Annotated in this window: 10 protein-coding genes and 1 pseudogene; 5 read left to right on the plus strand and 6 right to left on the minus strand. The window is 37.4% G+C overall.

Annotated elements, in window-relative coordinates; genetic code table 11:
• Positions 1 to 550: 550 nt before the first annotated feature.
• Positions 551 to 1,441, minus strand: a complete 891-nt coding sequence (locus tag RGQ13_RS10345) for a LysR family transcriptional regulator (protein ID WP_348389674.1) — start codon at positions 1,439 to 1,441, stop codon at positions 551 to 553.
• A gap of 111 nt (positions 1,442 to 1,552) precedes the next feature.
• Between RGQ13_RS10345 and RGQ13_RS10350 the strand changes: the two genes are divergently transcribed.
• Entirely contained in the window at positions 1,553 to 2,716 is a 1,164-nt protein-coding gene (locus RGQ13_RS10350; protein ID WP_348389675.1) for a DUF1254 domain-containing protein, read from the plus strand.
• A 490-nt stretch (positions 2,717 to 3,206) separates the two neighbouring features.
• On the opposite strand, the gene RGQ13_RS10355 is transcribed toward RGQ13_RS10350, so the two are convergent.
• Positions 3,207 to 4,652 (minus strand): hypothetical protein, encoded by a 1,446-nt coding sequence (locus tag RGQ13_RS10355; protein ID WP_348389676.1) that lies wholly within the window; start codon positions 4,650 to 4,652, stop codon positions 3,207 to 3,209.
• A gap of 114 nt (positions 4,653 to 4,766) precedes the next feature.
• Positions 4,767 to 7,649: an aminotransferase class I/II-fold pyridoxal phosphate-dependent enzyme gene (locus RGQ13_RS10360; RefSeq protein ID WP_348389677.1), complete on the minus strand. Its 2,883-nt coding sequence runs from the start codon at positions 7,647 to 7,649 to the stop codon at positions 4,767 to 4,769.
• 504 nt (positions 7,650 to 8,153) lie between these two features.
• Between RGQ13_RS10360 and RGQ13_RS10365 the strand changes: the two genes are divergently transcribed.
• The gene (locus tag RGQ13_RS10365) at positions 8,154 to 9,368 is read left to right on the plus strand and encodes a carbon-nitrogen hydrolase family protein (protein ID WP_348389678.1); all 1,215 of its coding nucleotides are present in this window, start codon (positions 8,154 to 8,156) and stop codon (positions 9,366 to 9,368) included.
• Positions 9,365 to 10,357, plus strand: a complete 993-nt coding sequence (locus RGQ13_RS10370; RefSeq protein ID WP_348389679.1) for a C45 family peptidase — start codon at positions 9,365 to 9,367, stop codon at positions 10,355 to 10,357. The genes RGQ13_RS10365 and RGQ13_RS10370 overlap by 4 nt, the downstream gene beginning before the upstream one ends.
• A gap of 103 nt (positions 10,358 to 10,460) precedes the next feature.
• Here the strand turns inward: RGQ13_RS10370 and RGQ13_RS10375 are convergent, their stop codons facing one another.
• Entirely contained in the window at positions 10,461 to 12,518 is a 2,058-nt protein-coding gene (locus RGQ13_RS10375) for a CapA family protein (RefSeq protein WP_348389680.1), read from the minus strand.
• Positions 12,519 to 12,726: 208 nt separating this feature from the next.
• On the opposite strand from RGQ13_RS10375, the gene chrA reads away from it, so the two are divergent.
• Positions 12,727 to 13,872, plus strand: coding sequence for a chromate efflux transporter (chrA, locus tag RGQ13_RS10380; protein ID WP_348389681.1), 1,146 nt, complete (start codon positions 12,727 to 12,729; stop codon positions 13,870 to 13,872).
• Positions 13,873 to 13,919: 47 nt separating this feature from the next.
• Here the strand turns inward: chrA and RGQ13_RS10385 are convergent.
• Positions 13,920 to 14,702: pseudogene (locus tag RGQ13_RS10385) on the minus strand (radical SAM protein); the annotation flags it as partial.
• Positions 14,703 to 15,125: 423 nt separating this feature from the next.
• Positions 15,126 to 15,461, minus strand: coding sequence for an exonuclease domain-containing protein (locus RGQ13_RS10390; RefSeq protein WP_348389683.1), 336 nt, complete (start codon positions 15,459 to 15,461; stop codon positions 15,126 to 15,128).
• Between the two features lie 1,158 nt (positions 15,462 to 16,619).
• Here RGQ13_RS10390 and RGQ13_RS10395 point away from each other — a divergent pair.
• On the plus strand, positions 16,620 to 17,081 hold the full coding sequence (locus RGQ13_RS10395; protein ID WP_348389684.1) for a Crp/Fnr family transcriptional regulator: 462 nt from the start codon (positions 16,620 to 16,622) through the stop codon (positions 17,079 to 17,081).
• The last annotated feature ends 25 nt before the right edge of the window (positions 17,082 to 17,106 follow it).

Consider the following 17,106-nt stretch of genomic DNA (forward strand, 5'->3'; position numbering starts at 1 on the left):
TTACACCTAAACAACAAAAATATCAAGTTAAACGTTCTCTAACCCATCATAATGTAATTTAATTACGTAAATATACAAATAAAAGTAACTCTTCATTGTTATAACTTAAATAGATATATGGCTATATTAGCTTTAATTGTTGTTCGACAACTATTGCCACAAAGCGGAAATGATTTTAAGGTCAGGTTTAGGCTCAGTAAGTTGAAGTGCTTACAAATTAAATATCATTTACTTAGTTCGCACTTGTCATTAGAAAAATTCAACATCTCGTTAATTTAATTCATGCAATCCTGACTTTGTTGTAATCTGAACTCAATATCCCCGCCAATAACTGAACTTATTTTTTACGCTGTAAATGCGATTGGAGTAATGTGTACTAACTGGTTTGAACATGAAAAATTAATATATTTATTTTTGATTCACAAAGCACCTAGTTAGATTTAATGCTTGATATAAAGAACATTAAATTTAGCAGAAACTAATGTGTCAATCCGAAAGGCTGGCAGTCGTAGAGTTAGGGAAGTCCTATACAGTTAGAATTGTATACCAATCAAATATTCGTTAGTTTCAAAATTGATGTACACACTTTATGTAGCCAGAGGTGTACTGGGCTATTTCGATTTGCAGATTTAATGCAAAAAGCGAAATTTAGTGGCATGTAGCAACTCCCTTCAAAGGTGAAATATTTTAACTCAGGTATTATAGCCACTTTTGGGATAAACATGCCCATGTCAGATTCTTTTATTAAACTTAGGCCGAGAGACAACTGGTCAACTGTTGCCGCATGACTCACTTCGATGCCGTTCGCTTTTAGTTTTTCTAAAAAATGATAGCGACTGTCATTCCAGCCTGATGTTTTAAGGATGATAGCTGAGTAACTTAATGCCTCGGTTAAGTTTTGTGCAGGATGATCTGCTTTTACCGCTAAGACCATTTCATCTTTTAGGATGGTTTTTTGATAGATGTGCTTTGGTTTTTCTTCGTTTAAGATATGAATTGCGGCAGTGATCTGTGAAGATTCAAGCTGTTGTTGAGTTTCGCCCGTCCATGTGTACAGCTGTATATGTGCGTTGGGAGCTAATGCTGAGAGTTTAGTAAAGATCTCAGAGCCAAAACGTTCCATCAGTCCCATTGAGCACGATAAAATAATCTCTTCTGTGTATCCATTGGCATCAAATTCCTTGCTGTTGATTAAGCTATTTTCAAGCGTTGTCTGTATAGCAATAAGGTCATTAATCATAGCCAACAAGCGTGGCGTAGGTTCAATGCCGCTTACGCTGGTAATGAAGAGAGGATCATCATAAAGCTCTCTTAGTCTTGATAGTATTTTACTGATTGCACTGGGAGTTTTACCTATTATACGTGCACATTGTTTTAAGCTCTTTTCCCTGTAAAGGCAAGTTAGTACTCGAATTTGCTTTAAGCTAATGTCTGTTTCCATTTTGTCACCTGCAAAGTTCCAAATGTTCATTTATTTATTAAGTATAGTGAGTGTATGGAATCATGAAGATGAATTCTTACAAATGAACAGTAAAGTGAATAAGGTCAAATTATGAACAAATTAATCGCAGCACTCTTAGTTACAGCCGTTGTATCTGGTACGGCAGCAGCAAGTGAAGGCCCTTCAGAAGCTCAGTTTCATGCTTACAAAGCCTACCATCACGGACAATACCTTGTGGTTACAGCTGAAAGTGCTGGTGGAACTAATAAACTGGTCCATACAACATCATTACCAACAGAGGGAACGGATCCAGTTGTGAGTCCTGCACTTGATCACCTATATAGTAAAGCTGTGGTTGATTTAACTAAAGGTCCTGTAGTGTTGACTTTGCCTAAGGTAGAAGATCGTTATTTTTCACTACATATTACCGATCAAGAACACTATACCATTTACGATGAAATCCGCCCTAGGGGGACATATGTGTTTGTCCGATACGATTATAAAGGTGAAGTTCCAGCAGGGACAGTTATAAAAAGTCGTGGTGATTACCCGCATGTATTCGTCCGTACACAAGCGTTTAATTCTTCTGAACTAGAAAATGTTAAAAAAATACAAGATAAAATCACACTAAAAGGTGTTGTTGGCTCAATCTCTGTTAAAAATGATGACTACCTTCAGTTCACGATTAATAGTCATGATGTGTATGATGAAAACTCAGGTCTACTAGAGTCTTTGTCACAGACCTATACTCAAGCAGACCATGCTAAAATTAGAGAGTATTTGTACGCTTGGTATGCAAAGAGTGGCTTGTTTAGTAACGAGGGGGCTTTTGGTCCAATTGACAGTAAAGAGAACCACTCTGACAACACAACGCTAAGAGCGGCTGGTATTATTGGTCATCTCGGCTTACCTGTTCATCATGCTTATTATGCCCCCATGTTTATTAACTGTGATAAAAAGCGCTTAAATGGCTCTAAAGATTATTCAATCACCGTTCCGTATAAAAACCCTGGTGTAGGTGAGTTTTGGTCAGTAACTCGTTATTCCCAGCTCACAGGTAATACAATTCCTGGTAAGAACGACTTGTTTAATGCTTACAACACTAAGCCTGATGCAAACGGCAATGTTACCATTACCTTTAGCGCGACTGAGCCAAACGATGGCACATACTGGATGCCTGTTAATAAAGATGAACCGTACTACTATGTAGAACGCTACTATGCTCCAGATGCGGACACGTTAGTAACATCAGCAGATGCATGTCCTCAAGGTTAATTGCTCTAGCGTAGAATAGTGGAGTTCGAAGATTGGACACTTCTTTTTATGTAACGTTGAAAGGATGATATTCAAAAGTAGGTGATATCATTTTTTCTGTATTTGAGATGCAAAATAATCCAATTATGGTTTGCTGTATTACGCTGAAGTCTCAGTAATATGGGTTAGCAAATATATGGGTGAATACAGGCTTAAGCACTTCCGGTTCGCGAACTACAAAATGCTACTGATTTACACGACACGTCAGCTTATCGCACAAAAGCCTGACCTTAAGATGATTTTCGCTTTAGTAGGTTAGTTGGCATTTATTGACGTAAGCCAAAGTTCAACAATTAACGCTAATAGAGCCAAATACATGTGCTTTGAAGATGAATTAACAGAATTTATGCCGTCCCTGGCATTTCTAAGTTAATTCATCCCTGAATTAAAAAAGAGTGACTACAACAATAGTCACTCCTTTAAAACAATCTTATATAATGACGAATAGTATCTAAAAAACTTTACTCAAAATATCTTCACTTGCCAAGGTTGGATGAATGTTCGTTTCTAAACTAGTCGACTGAAATTGTGATTTCATCGCGGTAACCCAGTTTTTGGCTCTGGGTGTTAGTTTGTCATTTTTCGTTTGCAAATGCCCTCTAACCAATAAAACTCCCATATCAGCACCTTTATAAATGTATTCTCCAGGGCCTAATATTCTCAGAAAGAATGCTTCATCCATACCAGAGACATTACTCCAATCGGCAGTGCGGCGAACTAGCTCAACGTCATTGTTTTGCGTTGTACGCCAAATACCAGAGCGTGGTACCTGTTTTAATAATCTAACATCGTCACCGGTATGTTTGAAAACAACTTGCGACCAGGTATCAAAATCACGCCAGCGTTTTTGGATCTCACGTATGTTAATGTCATAGTCAATGCCCATATGTTCCAACAAATGAAACATCAGCAATGGCACACCACCATATTTTTGTGTCAGCAAATTAGTGATTGGTGATGCACCGCTGATGCGTGGATTTAATTCACCCAGATACATACGGCCATCATTTTTATCAATCAAATAATCAATACAGAAAGTACCTTTATAACCTTCTTGATAAAGACGCTCACCAAACTTTTTAACCATACGTTCTAATTTAGTACGAGCATTTTTCTCAAGCACATTAACGAAACCTTCGTTACCACTCCAACCACCTTTGAATGGAGTGAGCTCTTTATGACCAACAAGCTCTGTTAAAATAGGCCCAACAATGGTGCCGTGTTTCGTCGCTACGGCTTCAACAGTGCCACAGCGTGGTTCAATGCGTTTCATTACTTTAATTTGTTGACCAATGATCAGCTTTTCATATTGTTGCCAATCTTTGTTAGAGGCAATAAAAAATGTGGTTTTACCCGAGTCACCATAGGGTGTTTGTACCACTAAGTCTTTACCTAACTTTCCTGATTTTGCTAACTCCATTAACTGCTCAAAAGATTCGGCCTCACCCAACACATTTGGAACACTAGCAACTCCAGCTTCATTTGCCATTTGTGTGGTGACAATTTTAGAGTCTAAATGGTTACGTAACTCGTGTGATGGCATTGCTAAATTAATGCCCATATCTTTAGCAAGCTGCTCTGTTTTTTCATCAAACATCACTGCTAGCATGTGTCCACCACCACCCTGTTTTGCCATATAGTCTTTGGTTTCGTTGTGCTCTAACAGATAATTAACCACATCTTCTAAACAAGTAAATTCTGGTGCACCACGACCTTTAGGGGTAAACACCCGATGATGCACACCATCAAAACAATCAAAATAGTTAACATACGTCAGAGAAGGTACTAATTGACCTAATCCTAAAATATTAAAAGGCGAAGCTGAAACAAAATATATCGGTTTTTTGTAGGTTCGAAAAAATTTGTATATTTCCGTTAAACCATTGAGTTTTTTCATAGCTGTATTCTCTTTTTAGTCTAATTAGTGACGTAACGTATTGTTATATGGGTTTTTATTAAATCCCCTTTAGTTATAAACCAAAGGGGTGAGTTGCATTAAAATAACTACCTGTTACTTTAATGCGGGTACTTTTTGTTTATGCTTAGCTGCTGTTCTGACTGACTTTGTCGTATCTTTAATCGACGTAATTGTTACCAATTCAGCGGTTGTGCTTTGTTCAAGTCGATTTAATGCTTGTTCAGTAAACACACTTAAACCTAACTCAGGGTTATAACCATGAATTTCTGTCACATCGAGTGCTTTCATGTATTCCAATATTTCTTGGCTGATCACTTGTCCAGGTACCAAAATAGGAAAACCAGGTGGATAAGGAATGATGAAAGTACTCGAGACAAGCTCTCTTCCCGACTGCATAGCCCTTTCGAGTTCACCATTATCTAAATTTATGTATTCATAATTTTGGCAATCATAAGATAAGAAATAAGCCTTTCGAATATCCCCTTCATCTGAACCAAGAGTTTTACCAGGACGAAAAGCACCATGAAAGCAACTAAAATCAGGTAAAGGAGGTAATTCTTTAGTTAATGAAGTAACTCGTTTTTGATGGATTGCACGTTCGGCCGGACTCATTTCTTCATCCCGAATTTCTAATTCATTAACAGTTTTGTATAAACAATTAAGTAGATACATAATTGAACTACGTGATGTACCAATATTGACCATAAACAGAATGGTATTTCTTGAGGTTTTATTAATTTGGATACCGTATTTATCCATCAAGTATTTATCTTTGAAAGTATTGCCATCAATCCCAGTCTTGCCTATATGCACAGTGATTCTGGTTGGATCTACGACAAACTCATCATTGGCCCAAGCTTCTTCCATCTGACTAAAACCGGAATCTACGTTAAAGTAAGTTTCAACACCTGATTGACGAAATTCTGTAGGAACTAAATCTTTGTTAACCAACACATCAAAGTATTTTTTTAAGCGTTCGCTCTGATACGCCGATTGACGCATGGTCATCGACAATTCAAGTTGTTTATTTACCATTTCATAGCCTTCAAGCTCAGCTTGTCGGCGACCAATATCAAGTGACGCTAATATTTGATAATTAGGCGAAGTCGAGGTATGCGTCATGTAAGCTTCATTAAATGTGCTTTCTACTTTTTGACGAAAATCCTGATCAAAAATATGGATCATCGAACCTTGGCGTAATGAGGTAAGTGTTTTGTGGGTTGATTGTGTTGTATAAGTACGAATTCTTGCCAAATCAGGATTGGGAACGAGCTTGTTCTCCAACATCCAAGCGGTCTGTTCTTCTGGTGCAACCTGAGCTAGTTGCTGTTGATACGCTTCATACTTTTTACGATACTTGGTACGTTTAAAACGTCTAGTTAACGAGGCTGCTGAAAACATTGCGGTTCGCGTTCGATAAATAGGATTAAAGCTAGCAAAAGCAAACCAAGCTTCATCCCATAAAAATACTAAATCGGGTTTGATCGCCAAACATTCTTCCATTACTTGGCGAACGTTATATACCACACCATCAAAGGTACAATTGGTCAGTAGTAACATTTTCACTCTATCGAGCTGGCCTAATTTTTTGTATTTTAATAAATTGCGTTTTATCTCTTTTAATGGAACGCCGCCATATATAGACAGATCATGAATTGGATATGAATCTAAATACTTTACATGAGCCCCTGAAAGTACCATTCCATAGTGATGTGATTTATGACAATCTCTATCAACCAAAATAATATCGCCTGGTTGCACTAACGCTTGTACGACGATTTTGTTGGCGGTTGATGTGCCATTGGTGACAAAATAAGAACTACGTGAACCATATGCTCTGGATGCATACTCTTGGGCCTTTTTCAGCGGTCCCTTTGGTTGTAGTAAAGAGTCTAAGCCTCCCGAGGTAGTGGAAGTTTCAGCAAGAAATATATTAGCTCCATAAAAGTCGAGCATATCGCCAATCCAGTTAGACTTTTCTATCGATTTTGCACGAGAAATTGGCAGCGCATGAAAGATACCAGTGGGCTTGCGACTATATTTTTTTAATGCTGAAAAAAATGGCGTATCAAAACGTTCAGCAATACCACCAAGGATACTATGGTGCATGTCTAAGTTAGAATTTTCACTATAAAATACTCGTTTAAAGTATCCATCATCATCTTGATTGCCGGTTTCCATGGCCATATCCGAGATCATGTATAAATCCAATTCTGGTCGTAAATAATTAATTAATCGACCCAGTTCACTGCCCTGATTTTTGCTGTTATAAACATATTTACGCAGCTTTTCATCGATTGCCGCAACCACATGAGTTATAAGCCCACTATTACGTTTTGATTTCATCGGGAAACTTGGTCGTAATATACATGCTTGAATATTAGGGTTAATTAGAACTGCAATAATGGCATCTTCAAATGTTGGTACCACAATCGTGTTATAGGTAAACTGATCATCGTGATGACGCATAGTTCGCATTGCGTTAAGTAATTGATTTTCTGCATCTATAAGTAAATCATCGACTATCAACACTTCAAAATAAGGTCTAGAGCGAGAGTTATTCGCCCCTTGAATACTATTGGGGTTTTCATCATCAGTTTCTAAATTAGCTTTTGATTCCGTTGTTGATAACGACAAATCAACGTCTTTACGACGATAGGTACCATTTTCCAAAAAATAATGAATTTGCGCGACTGAATGAGTTAAGCCAACATAGTCTTTCTGCTCAAATTGGATCCATAAATAACGAAAGTCTTCTTTCGATGGAAAAGCAGTATAATCCTCAATACTTTCCAATGACGTTAATGAAAGTTCGACCGCTTTCTTTAAACGATTATGACCTTTACTACTACGACTGCTGGTTGAAAGATGGAAAGTATACTTTTTTAATTTCACCCAGGTATCTTGTCGCTTATTATTAAGCTGATGATAAAACCCGATCATTTCTTGAGTTTTTTTATTTTCAACGTTACTCATATGTGGTTATCCAATGTTTGTTCGTACAATAATCAAGGTTTGCCATTAGCTTTATTTAAATAATTCGACGTTTATATTTCTTTAGTGATAACTAAAGAAATAATCTGAACATTAATAAGCAAGACGATTAAATCTAATGTCTTAATATACCTAGAAAAAATGTAAGCACAGCATTTTCAGCATTCCAATAATTGTGCATTTAATAACCTGAAGTTATAGAGTGTTAGGGACTGGATTTAAGTAATGATTTTTCATAAGCGTTTGAAATATATTGAATTGTTATTAACAACCTGCCGATAACATTATTTACAATTAACTTTGCGTTATGTACTAGCCATAAAACGATATAGCTTGGTGTTTCAAATTATCGATAAAGTTTGATAAATTTTGATGCAGAATAAAAATATAGCTTTTGATAATAATTTAACACTACTCACACAACGTTAGACGGTTAAGGATTAAAGGCTTTCCACATAATCATAGACAATTCAGGACACACTAATTATGACGCCATTTGGTATAGCTGGTATACAAATGAACTTGCAGCATGGTAGCAATGTAGACGCGATTGAAGATAAAATTAATGTACTGATGAGCTTGTACCCTTGGGTAGAGATGGTGATTATCAGTGAACTTGCAGCTCATGGACCTTTGGATAGTTATGCTGAACCCATGCCTGGGATCACTGAAGAGCGCTTTTGCGCTATGGCGCTAAAACATAACATATGGTTAGTGCCAGGATCATTTTTTGAGCTACGTAATGATGCTATTTTTAATACCGCACCAGTGATCAATCCTCAAGGGCAAGTGATTGCCCGCCATAGAAAACTGTTCCCTTTCTGCCCTTTTGAAGAAGGAGTAGAAGCCGGAGATGAATTCGTGGTGTTTGATGTGCCTGGTGCTGGCCGATTTGGCTTGTGCATTTGCTATGACATGTGGTTTCCAGAGGTGCTGAGAACCTTAACGTCTATGGGAGCTGAAGTTATTTTGCATCCGGTGCTAACTGGCACCAATGACCGTGAAATAGAGTTAAACTTGGCCCGTAGCAGTGCAGCTCTTTTTCAAAGCTATATTATTGATATTAATGGTTTAGGTGTGGGCGGTGTTGGCCAGTCTTGTTTTGTTGATCCTTCTGGGCGAGTGCTGCATCAAGCAGGTACAACCGATGAGTTTTTGGTTACCGAGCTTGATTTTGATGTGGTTCGCCGTCAGCGAGAAGTCGGTTTACGTAGCCTTGGACAGCCATTAAAAAGTTTTCGCGACAGCAACATAAACTTTACGGTCTATAACAAAGAACATCGGAAAAATGGTTACCTGGATAGCTTAGGACCTTTGCAAAAACCGACACGTGAAAGTAAACATAGTATGGCAACAGAGCCTGGGGTAAATGCTAAAAATGATATCGACACGACGAATTTTGCAGAGCCATTAATTACTCACATAATTGAAGAAGCAGGCCTTTACGGGGATGCTTCTGATCAGAACAATGTTGTTTTCGAACATGCTTTTGAGATCCCAGCAACCGCAGTTGAACAACAAGAGAAACTTAACTTAACCAATGCTGCCAAACAAACTATTGATTTATCAGCAATGACAAAGGTAGCTGAAAGTGTGAAGATGGAAATTGATAAAAACAGTAACAGCGCAGAAACTGTAAATGACAATCTAAAATGGTTAAAAGAAGCATCTGCACAGTTAAAACAATACATTAAATCATGATCGAACAAATTCCCCTGTTGGGGTTTTCTTCACAAAAAGAACACTTTCTTGGCGAAAAGCTGGCCTTAACTTACGCTCAAACTTGGCCAGCATACCATCGCTGGCTTAGCCGTGCCCCTGAGCGAGTGAGCGCTTTAGAAGGTCGTGAGAAAATACTGCATTTTATGCCAAAGTTACTCGCTACCTACGATGCTTTATGTATTGCCTTTGGCGCCGACGAGCAAACCTGTGCATTTTTATGTTTATATAAACCACCTATTTTTCGCTCTGGTTGTTCACAAGCCTGTAAAACAAGCCATGGTATCGAACTGGTACGAAATTATGATTTTCCATCACAATTGTGTGATCGTTTATTACTGCATACTAATTGGAATGGTACCCGGGTGATCGCAATGACGGACTGCCTATGGGGTGTCATTGATGGTATGAATGAACATGGGCTAGCTGTATCACTGGCCTACGGAGGTCGACAGGCACATGGTGATGGTTTTGCCATCACCATAGTATTGCGTTACATATTGGAGTTTTGTCGAACTACCGATGAAGCAGTTCAAGTATTGAAAGATGTACCTATTCATATGCCTTATAACGTCACAGTTGTAGACCTACAAGGCAACATCAAAACCGTTGTAATTTGTCCAGGTGAAAAAGTTCAAGTTAACTCTCTTGCCTTTGCTACGAACCATCAAGATGGTAGCGCTATTGAGAACATAGATGCCATTGCTGACAGTTACACTCGAGCACAGTTTTTATCAGCTAGGATAGCTGATCCTCGAGAGGCAAAAAGTTCGTTGGTTAATTTATTCTTACAGCCACCGTTATTAAGAAAGTCTAGTGATTGGCAAGGATGGGGAACATTATACACCGCTCGCTATCAGCCATTACTAGGTGTGGTAGAGATACACTGGCCGAATGGCCAAATATTACGTCAAAGTTTTGAGCATTTTATTGAAAGTGACATCAGAGTCAATTCACCTGCATATTTGTAATAATATTCAAGAATAGTTTACAAATCATGGGATATGATTTTATATCAATAAACGTTAACGTTAACGGTGAGTTGAGGGATACCCTCAACTCATAGCAACGTAGTTAATTTTTGATGATGATTGTTTTGTCGGTTGGGTGATTTAAGCCAATAAAGCTTGCCTGTTTTCGACCAATATTCAGAAGTTGTGGCTTCGAGGCAGATGAGAATGCACTTTGCCATTCGATTAAAGCAAAGTCGTCTAAATCAACTTGACCAGTACTACCATCAGCTAATACAAACTCAGCTAATATTCTGTAACTTTTATAGCCGACACGAGGCGAGTTAAAATCAACTTCAACTGCTTGCCATTGCTTATTTGCATTTAAGGTAATTGATTTGATGAGATTCTTTTTACCGTTGGCCAATGCATCGTTAGTGCTTTGCTTAGTCGAACGCCCCTGCCAATAAAAATTAACTTTTACTGACGTAGATGCTTTCAAGTTAGCCTTTATGGTCATTGGGCTACTTGCCTTATACACTCGTCTAAAACTTTGCATGCCAAAAATTGAAGGCTTATCTTTAGCTAAAGTTAACGCCATACTTTTTTGGCCACTTGCACCATAGTTATTAAGTTTAGAGTGTTCTCTATCAAGTACAAATCCACGCTCATTACTTGTAAATGTATTGAAGCTCTCAAAGTCGCTACCATTAATAAGGTTAACCCCTAAACGATAGCTTAATGTCGACTCTGGTAGATCGACTTTGTTTATATTGTTAGCCCAAGGAAGATGCGACAAACTTTGTACTCGAGTATTATTGGCAAAGTTTAGTGTAAATTCTGTGTTTGGACTTTCAACCACTTTATTCTCTGCCGTAATAACGCCATGACCGCCAGAAACACCAATATGGGTGCCTCTCTCATTTGATAAAGTAACTAAGCGTTTCATCGAATTAAAACGATGCATTCCAGTTGCTGGCGTTGGCATATATCCTTTTAAATAAAGAGGTACTATTTCAGCACGGTGAAAACTGTCACCATCCATCCATACATAAAGGATAAAACTGTGTGGCGTTGAGGTGAAATATTGGTCAAAAACAAAGTTCCCCATAGAATAAGCAATAAGTTTACCGTTATAAAGCTCAAGACCTTGAGTAACGTGTGGATGATGAGCTACGGCTAATGATGCACCTGAATCTATAGCTGACTTCAACCTTTGCTCGGTTACGCCTGTTGGACCTGTAGAATACTCTTGGCTGCCGTGGTATTGCACGAACGTAACTTTATCATTAGAAACTTCACGACTTACTGAATTAACAATATTAGTTAGCGATCCAAAAGCCGCTCCACCTTGATCTTCACTAGCGGTTTGTTTAGGCGTAATACGTCCTTCCCAACCGACGTAACCAAGCATTGCAAAGTCGTTATCGTTAATTTTGGTGTGATGAGCAGTTAATGCTTCAGATTCATTTAGGCCTGCACCAGAGAAATCAAGTTTGCTGTTGTTTAGATGTTCAAGAGTAGATTTAAGACCAGAGTCCATATAATCGTACGTATGGTTATTGCCTAGGGTTACATAATCTATGCCGGCCCACGCTAATGCTTCTAATATTTCTGGTTTAGAATAAAAAGTGACCGACTTAGGCGCTCTTTCCCCAGGGAGGGTTTCTGATACTTGAGTCTCTAAATTTACGGCGGCAAAATCGGCAAGGCTCATATATGGCTTAACATGCTCAACAATTGCTTTACTGTCACTTAATCGGTTTTCGTCAGATATCAACACGGCGTCACCAAATTTTGGTTGGTAATATCGGCGGCCCATCATTACATCACCACCAAAAGCAAACATAACCCGCTTTGCCTTTTTATCGACTAATGTAATATCTGCAATTGTCGCCTGATTATTCTCATTTGCACGTAACTCGTAATGACTAAAGCTTTGTACTGACTGGTATAAACCATCTTTAGAAAAAGTCATTTGATAAATATCAGCGTTCGGTAATTTAAGAGAGTATTGACCTTGCTGGTCAGTTAATACGGTTTTATTTGCTGAGTGTACTTCTACCCCATTGATTGGCTGATTATCTTCGGATAAAAGTCTACCCTCGATGGTGATTGATTCAGCTGCGTTAACAGCGAAACCAAATGACAAAAATAACAAAATCATTAAATAAAAGCGCATTCACATTCCTAAAATAATAAAAGAACCAGTGTAACTATTTAGCAGCCCCAAACTCATTCTAATTTACCATCTACCCATAACTTTAGGTTATATAGCTAAACAATAAACACTTGTCATAAAAATTTAATCTAAACTTAATTGTATCTTAAGTCCGGTTTCAATAAGATCAACAACAAGTTTAGTACATTGTTTAAAGTGGAAGATTGCATTGTTTACTATTTTTAAAACTTTTTTCTTACTAGGCTGGGTTAGTTTTGGTGGCCCAGCAGCTCACATTGGCTACTTTAGAAATACCTTTGTTGAAAAATTAAAATGGCTAGATGATCGAGAGTACGGTCAAATTGTCGCGTTAAGTCAATTCATTCCAGGCCCTGGTTCAAGCCAAGTTGGTTTTGCTATCGGCTATAAAAAGCATGGGCTCATGGGTGCATGTCTTGCATTTATTGGTTTTACCCTGCCTTCAGTTATATTAATGCTAATTCTTGCCATTTTAAGTAGCCAACTTAGCGAAGCAAGTATATTTCAACATATCATTCATGGTTTGAAATTATTAGCTGTTGTCGTTGTTGCCGATGCCTGTTGGGGCATGTATAAGAGTTTTTGCCAGCACACTATATCCGTATCTTTATGTTTCTTTACTGCCATCACCTTATGGTTAATTTCTGGCATAGTGCCGCAAATCATAGTATTGCTTATTGCCGCACTCGTTGGCCTAAAATATTTGTCTGGTAATACAGCACATATAACAGAAAAATCGAATATTTCACTATTACCATTTTTACTATTTATTGGTTTATTAATTGGGCTACCATTGTTATCGCAATATTCTAGTTCGATAAAAGTGTTTAGTGATTTTTACCAAGCAGGAAGCCTAGTCTTTGGTGGCGGCCATGTAGTGTTACCATTATTACAAAACATATTAGGTGATCAAATCACTCAAGATGTATTTCTTACCGGTTATGCTGCAGCGCAAGCAGTACCTGGCCCTATGTTTACTTTTGCAACGTATTTAGGCTTTCAATTATTACCTAGCGCACCAATAATTGGTGCTTTAATTGCTACCTTAGGGGTATTTCTCCCAGGCTTTTTATTGTTGTTAACAGTACTTAATAATTGGCACAAATTAGCCAGTCACCCTAAACTTTCTGGTGCTATAGCTGGAGTGAATGCTTCGGTTGTTGGGTTATTGTTTGCGGCTCTTTATAATCCAGTATTTACCAATGCTGTGTTTAATACCGTAGATATAGCTTTAGTAGGTGTTGGTTGGTATTTGTTTAAACATTTAAAAGTGTCAATAATCTGGTTAGTCACTTTTTATGTAATTACGGGGCTATGTTTATTCTTTATTGGCTAGCTCAGTTAATGTTACTTAGCGACATACACTTTAGTTAAATTTGTATACTATAAACCTCTTTGCCATTCTTGGCGCAAATGAGCATGTTCAGGGCTGGTTATTGCCTGTTTTACTTGTTGTAACATTCGCTCTTTATCTTTACCTAACACTCCTTTTAGTACGAGATAATTAGAGGCATGATCTGAACGAAAAATAGTTCTTTTTAATGATAAATTACTCAGTAGCACATCCATTTCTTGAAATAATTCTAACTGATTAAGTTGCCTAAATTTACCATTAAAGTTTTCACTAAATTTCAAATCGCCAAAAGGAAAGGATACTACTAGTGTGGATAAATAATCAGGTTGTGCAGAATTCATTAGCTTAGCAGAATTTAAAGCATGCTGGTGACTGTATTCTGGTCCTCCGAGGCCATTCAAAATCATCACCGAACTTTTCATACCGGCAGACTTAATTTTAGTTAACGCAGTTAAAGATGACTCATAAGACTCACCTTTATCGATAAAAGTTAAGACTTGATCATCGCCACTTTCACAACCAACGTACATTAACGTTAAACCTAACAGTTGTAGTTCAGTCAATTGTTCAATAGTTTTATTGGATAAATTACGTGGTAGACAATAGCTGGATATACGGTTTATTGAAGGAAAATAATGGTTTATCAGTTCTAAAATTTCTTTTAACCGTCTATAGGGCAATGTCATAGCATCACCGTCAGCTAAAAATACTCTATGAACGGGTAAGCCACTTGCTTTAATTTTCTTCAGCTCTTGTTCTATTTCTTCAACTTTTTTAGCTTTAAACTTTTTAGTTGGATCAGTATACATGTCGTAAGTATACCCCCTAGAAGAATACTATTTGCAACAGATAATTGAACACTACTTTATTAAACGTTGTTTCATATAGATTATATAAGCTTTAATTTTAGTATATAAATTATTATACCAACAATTCTAATATACTATTTAAAATAAAAAAGATCCAAATTCGATGCCTAACTGGCAATATGTGCTACATTGCCGACTGAAGCAGAAATTTTGTTACGGACAGGTATATGATCTTAAAGCGGACGCTCGATGGTTACAAGTTTACTTTCACCGCTAGAAGTTAATTATCGCGTCCGTTGCAAGCTCCGACTGTCTCTGAAGTGCCAATCTGAGACAGTCAGCATAGTTCAAATTTTGTTTGTCTTTCAATCGTTCTGACTTTTAAAGCACTTGTGACTTTTTACTTCAACTTCCCAACTAGAGTAGTTAAAGTTGTTTTTTACATTCATAAGCTAATAAGTCAATGTCAAAATCGGCGTTATAGGTAACGACCTTTGCCCCTTCACAAAAATTGATAAGTTGCTGAGCAATGTCTTGAAATTTTGGAGCCTCTGCCAAGTCGGTATCTTGAAGACCGTGACGCTTATAGGCTTCGTTGGTGATTTTTCGACCGCAAGGGTGAATTAACGAGTTGAATCGATGTTGGGTCAGAGTGCCTTTTACGACCTCGACGCAAGCTATTTCAATGACACGGCACCCCGTTTTGGTTGATAATCCGGTGGTCTCGACATTAATAATGACGGTTCGTTTTGATTTGCTCATTTTTATTGTCCTAGTAAAAGACAATACAAAAGCACGACTAGTGTAGGTTTTTGATTAAGTACGAATTCGCGTTTATTTAAAATCAATAACTTAGATAAGATGTTCCATTTAAGCAAAACGTACATTTCCGCTAGAAGCGCGAATTTTGATATGAATTTCCGTGGTAACCACGAACTTTAAATTCGTTATGTGCCGTGTGTAAAATCTAGAGTTTTACATATGGCAAAGAGTGACTAAATTTAAGGTGGGTGTGGATAAAGCATTTAAACTTAAATAGTTAGCTATACTAATTTCAACTAAGCATTTATTTACGAAAGTTTAATATTTAAATTTTACTTCTTAGGATTGAAAGACAAAACGCAGAAGGCTCCCGCCAATAAATCGAACAATACGGAAACTGGAATCTATTCGGCCAAAAGATCACAATAAAAGACTGCCAGAAAACCAACCCAATGCGTCATATGGAACGGTGAATGCTAGTTCTAATTGGGAAAACTTTAATCCAATATAATACTACGGTACACTGTAAAACAAACCGGAGGTCCTCTGTATGAGGAATAGCTTCATTAATCACCCAACACTTCTCCTTCACTATATAATTCGCTAGTTTTTGATTTTCGACCATATTAGACGCCGATGAAATTATTGCACCGCATACTGGGATCAGTCCGAACCGATTAAGGTTTGATTTAAACCACTCAAGCCTTCTACCTACTGTACTTCCATTACAAAATGCAGAGTAATTCCCTAATATTTTGTGATTTATTACAGAGTATTAATGAAAATTTAATTCCCTTTAATTATTGACTAATGGTTGGGAAATATCACGTTGCCTTGAAAATGATATATAATTATCACTTAAAGCTATTTAATATAATGACCTGTTGGGCAAAGGAATTCGCTATGACAAAACACAGAATCAAGGCGGACGATATAAAATGGCCCTGTGAATTGGAAGATGACTTTAAGCAAAAACTATTCTCTTTCTCAACCCCAATCGCGAAACTTACTAGCACTGAGCTGTCAATTAGGAATCCCTATTTTCAAGGGGTTTACTATATACATACCGGTGTATCATACATATGTTTAACGGATCTCGACCTAAAACCTTTGAATTGTGGAGTATTCGGTTCTCCAAGCTGGATAGGGGCAATGTTTATGTTGAATTTTCCTGAGTTACCACTACATGTTGGTGAAATCGAACCGTGTGAAATTTTATATTTCCCGAAGAAAAAAATACAATTACTTTGTAAAGAGACAGACCAAACCTATCGCTGGTTGTTTCATATTGCCAATATCAATGCCCTTAGCTTCTTCCAGGAAAAAAAGATCCCATACTACGAGAGTGAAACAAGGGTAATATATTATTTATTAGATTTGGCTAGGCTAATTAATAAATCAGATGGAACTTTACCTAGAATAAATATTACCCAGCAACTATTAAGTGAACTCTGTGGCGTTTCTCGTCCTAGTGTAAACCAGGTATTAAAAGGCCTTGAAGAGGCTAACTTAATTAAAGTCGGCCGTAGCAATATCAAATTAACTGATTTCCAAGGTTTACGTGATAAACTTGCTGATGTTAATTTAATTTTTAATGACCCTTTTCCGATACCTTTATGAATTTAAATAATCAACATACTTGGTT

It is taken from the genome of Thalassotalea psychrophila (assembly GCF_031583595.1).
GTDB classification, from domain to species: domain Bacteria; phylum Pseudomonadota; class Gammaproteobacteria; order Enterobacterales; family Alteromonadaceae; genus Thalassotalea_A; species Thalassotalea_A psychrophila.

What these genes read in the sequence shown, in the direction of transcription:
- RGQ13_RS10345 (WP_348389674.1), bottom strand. Translation starts at nt 1,441, where the DNA reads ATGGAAACAGACATTAGCTTAAAGCAAATTCGAGTACTAACTTGCCTT.
- RGQ13_RS10350 (WP_348389675.1), top strand. Translation starts at nt 1,553, where the DNA reads ATGAACAAATTAATCGCAGCACTCTTAGTTACAGCCGTTGTATCTGGT.
- RGQ13_RS10355 (WP_348389676.1), bottom strand. Translation starts at nt 4,652, where the DNA reads ATGAAAAAACTCAATGGTTTAACGGAAATATACAAATTTTTTCGAACC.
- RGQ13_RS10360 (WP_348389677.1), bottom strand. Translation starts at nt 7,649, where the DNA reads ATGAGTAACGTTGAAAATAAAAAAACTCAAGAAATGATCGGGTTTTAT.
- RGQ13_RS10365 (WP_348389678.1), top strand. Translation starts at nt 8,154, where the DNA reads ATGACGCCATTTGGTATAGCTGGTATACAAATGAACTTGCAGCATGGT.
- RGQ13_RS10370 (WP_348389679.1), top strand. Translation starts at nt 9,365, where the DNA reads ATGATCGAACAAATTCCCCTGTTGGGGTTTTCTTCACAAAAAGAACAC.
- RGQ13_RS10375 (WP_348389680.1), bottom strand. Translation starts at nt 12,518, where the DNA reads ATGCGCTTTTATTTAATGATTTTGTTATTTTTGTCATTTGGTTTCGCT.
- RGQ13_RS10390 (WP_348389683.1), bottom strand. Translation starts at nt 15,461, where the DNA reads ATGAGCAAATCAAAACGAACCGTCATTATTAATGTCGAGACCACCGGA.
- RGQ13_RS10395 (WP_348389684.1), top strand. Translation starts at nt 16,620, where the DNA reads ATGTTGAATTTTCCTGAGTTACCACTACATGTTGGTGAAATCGAACCG.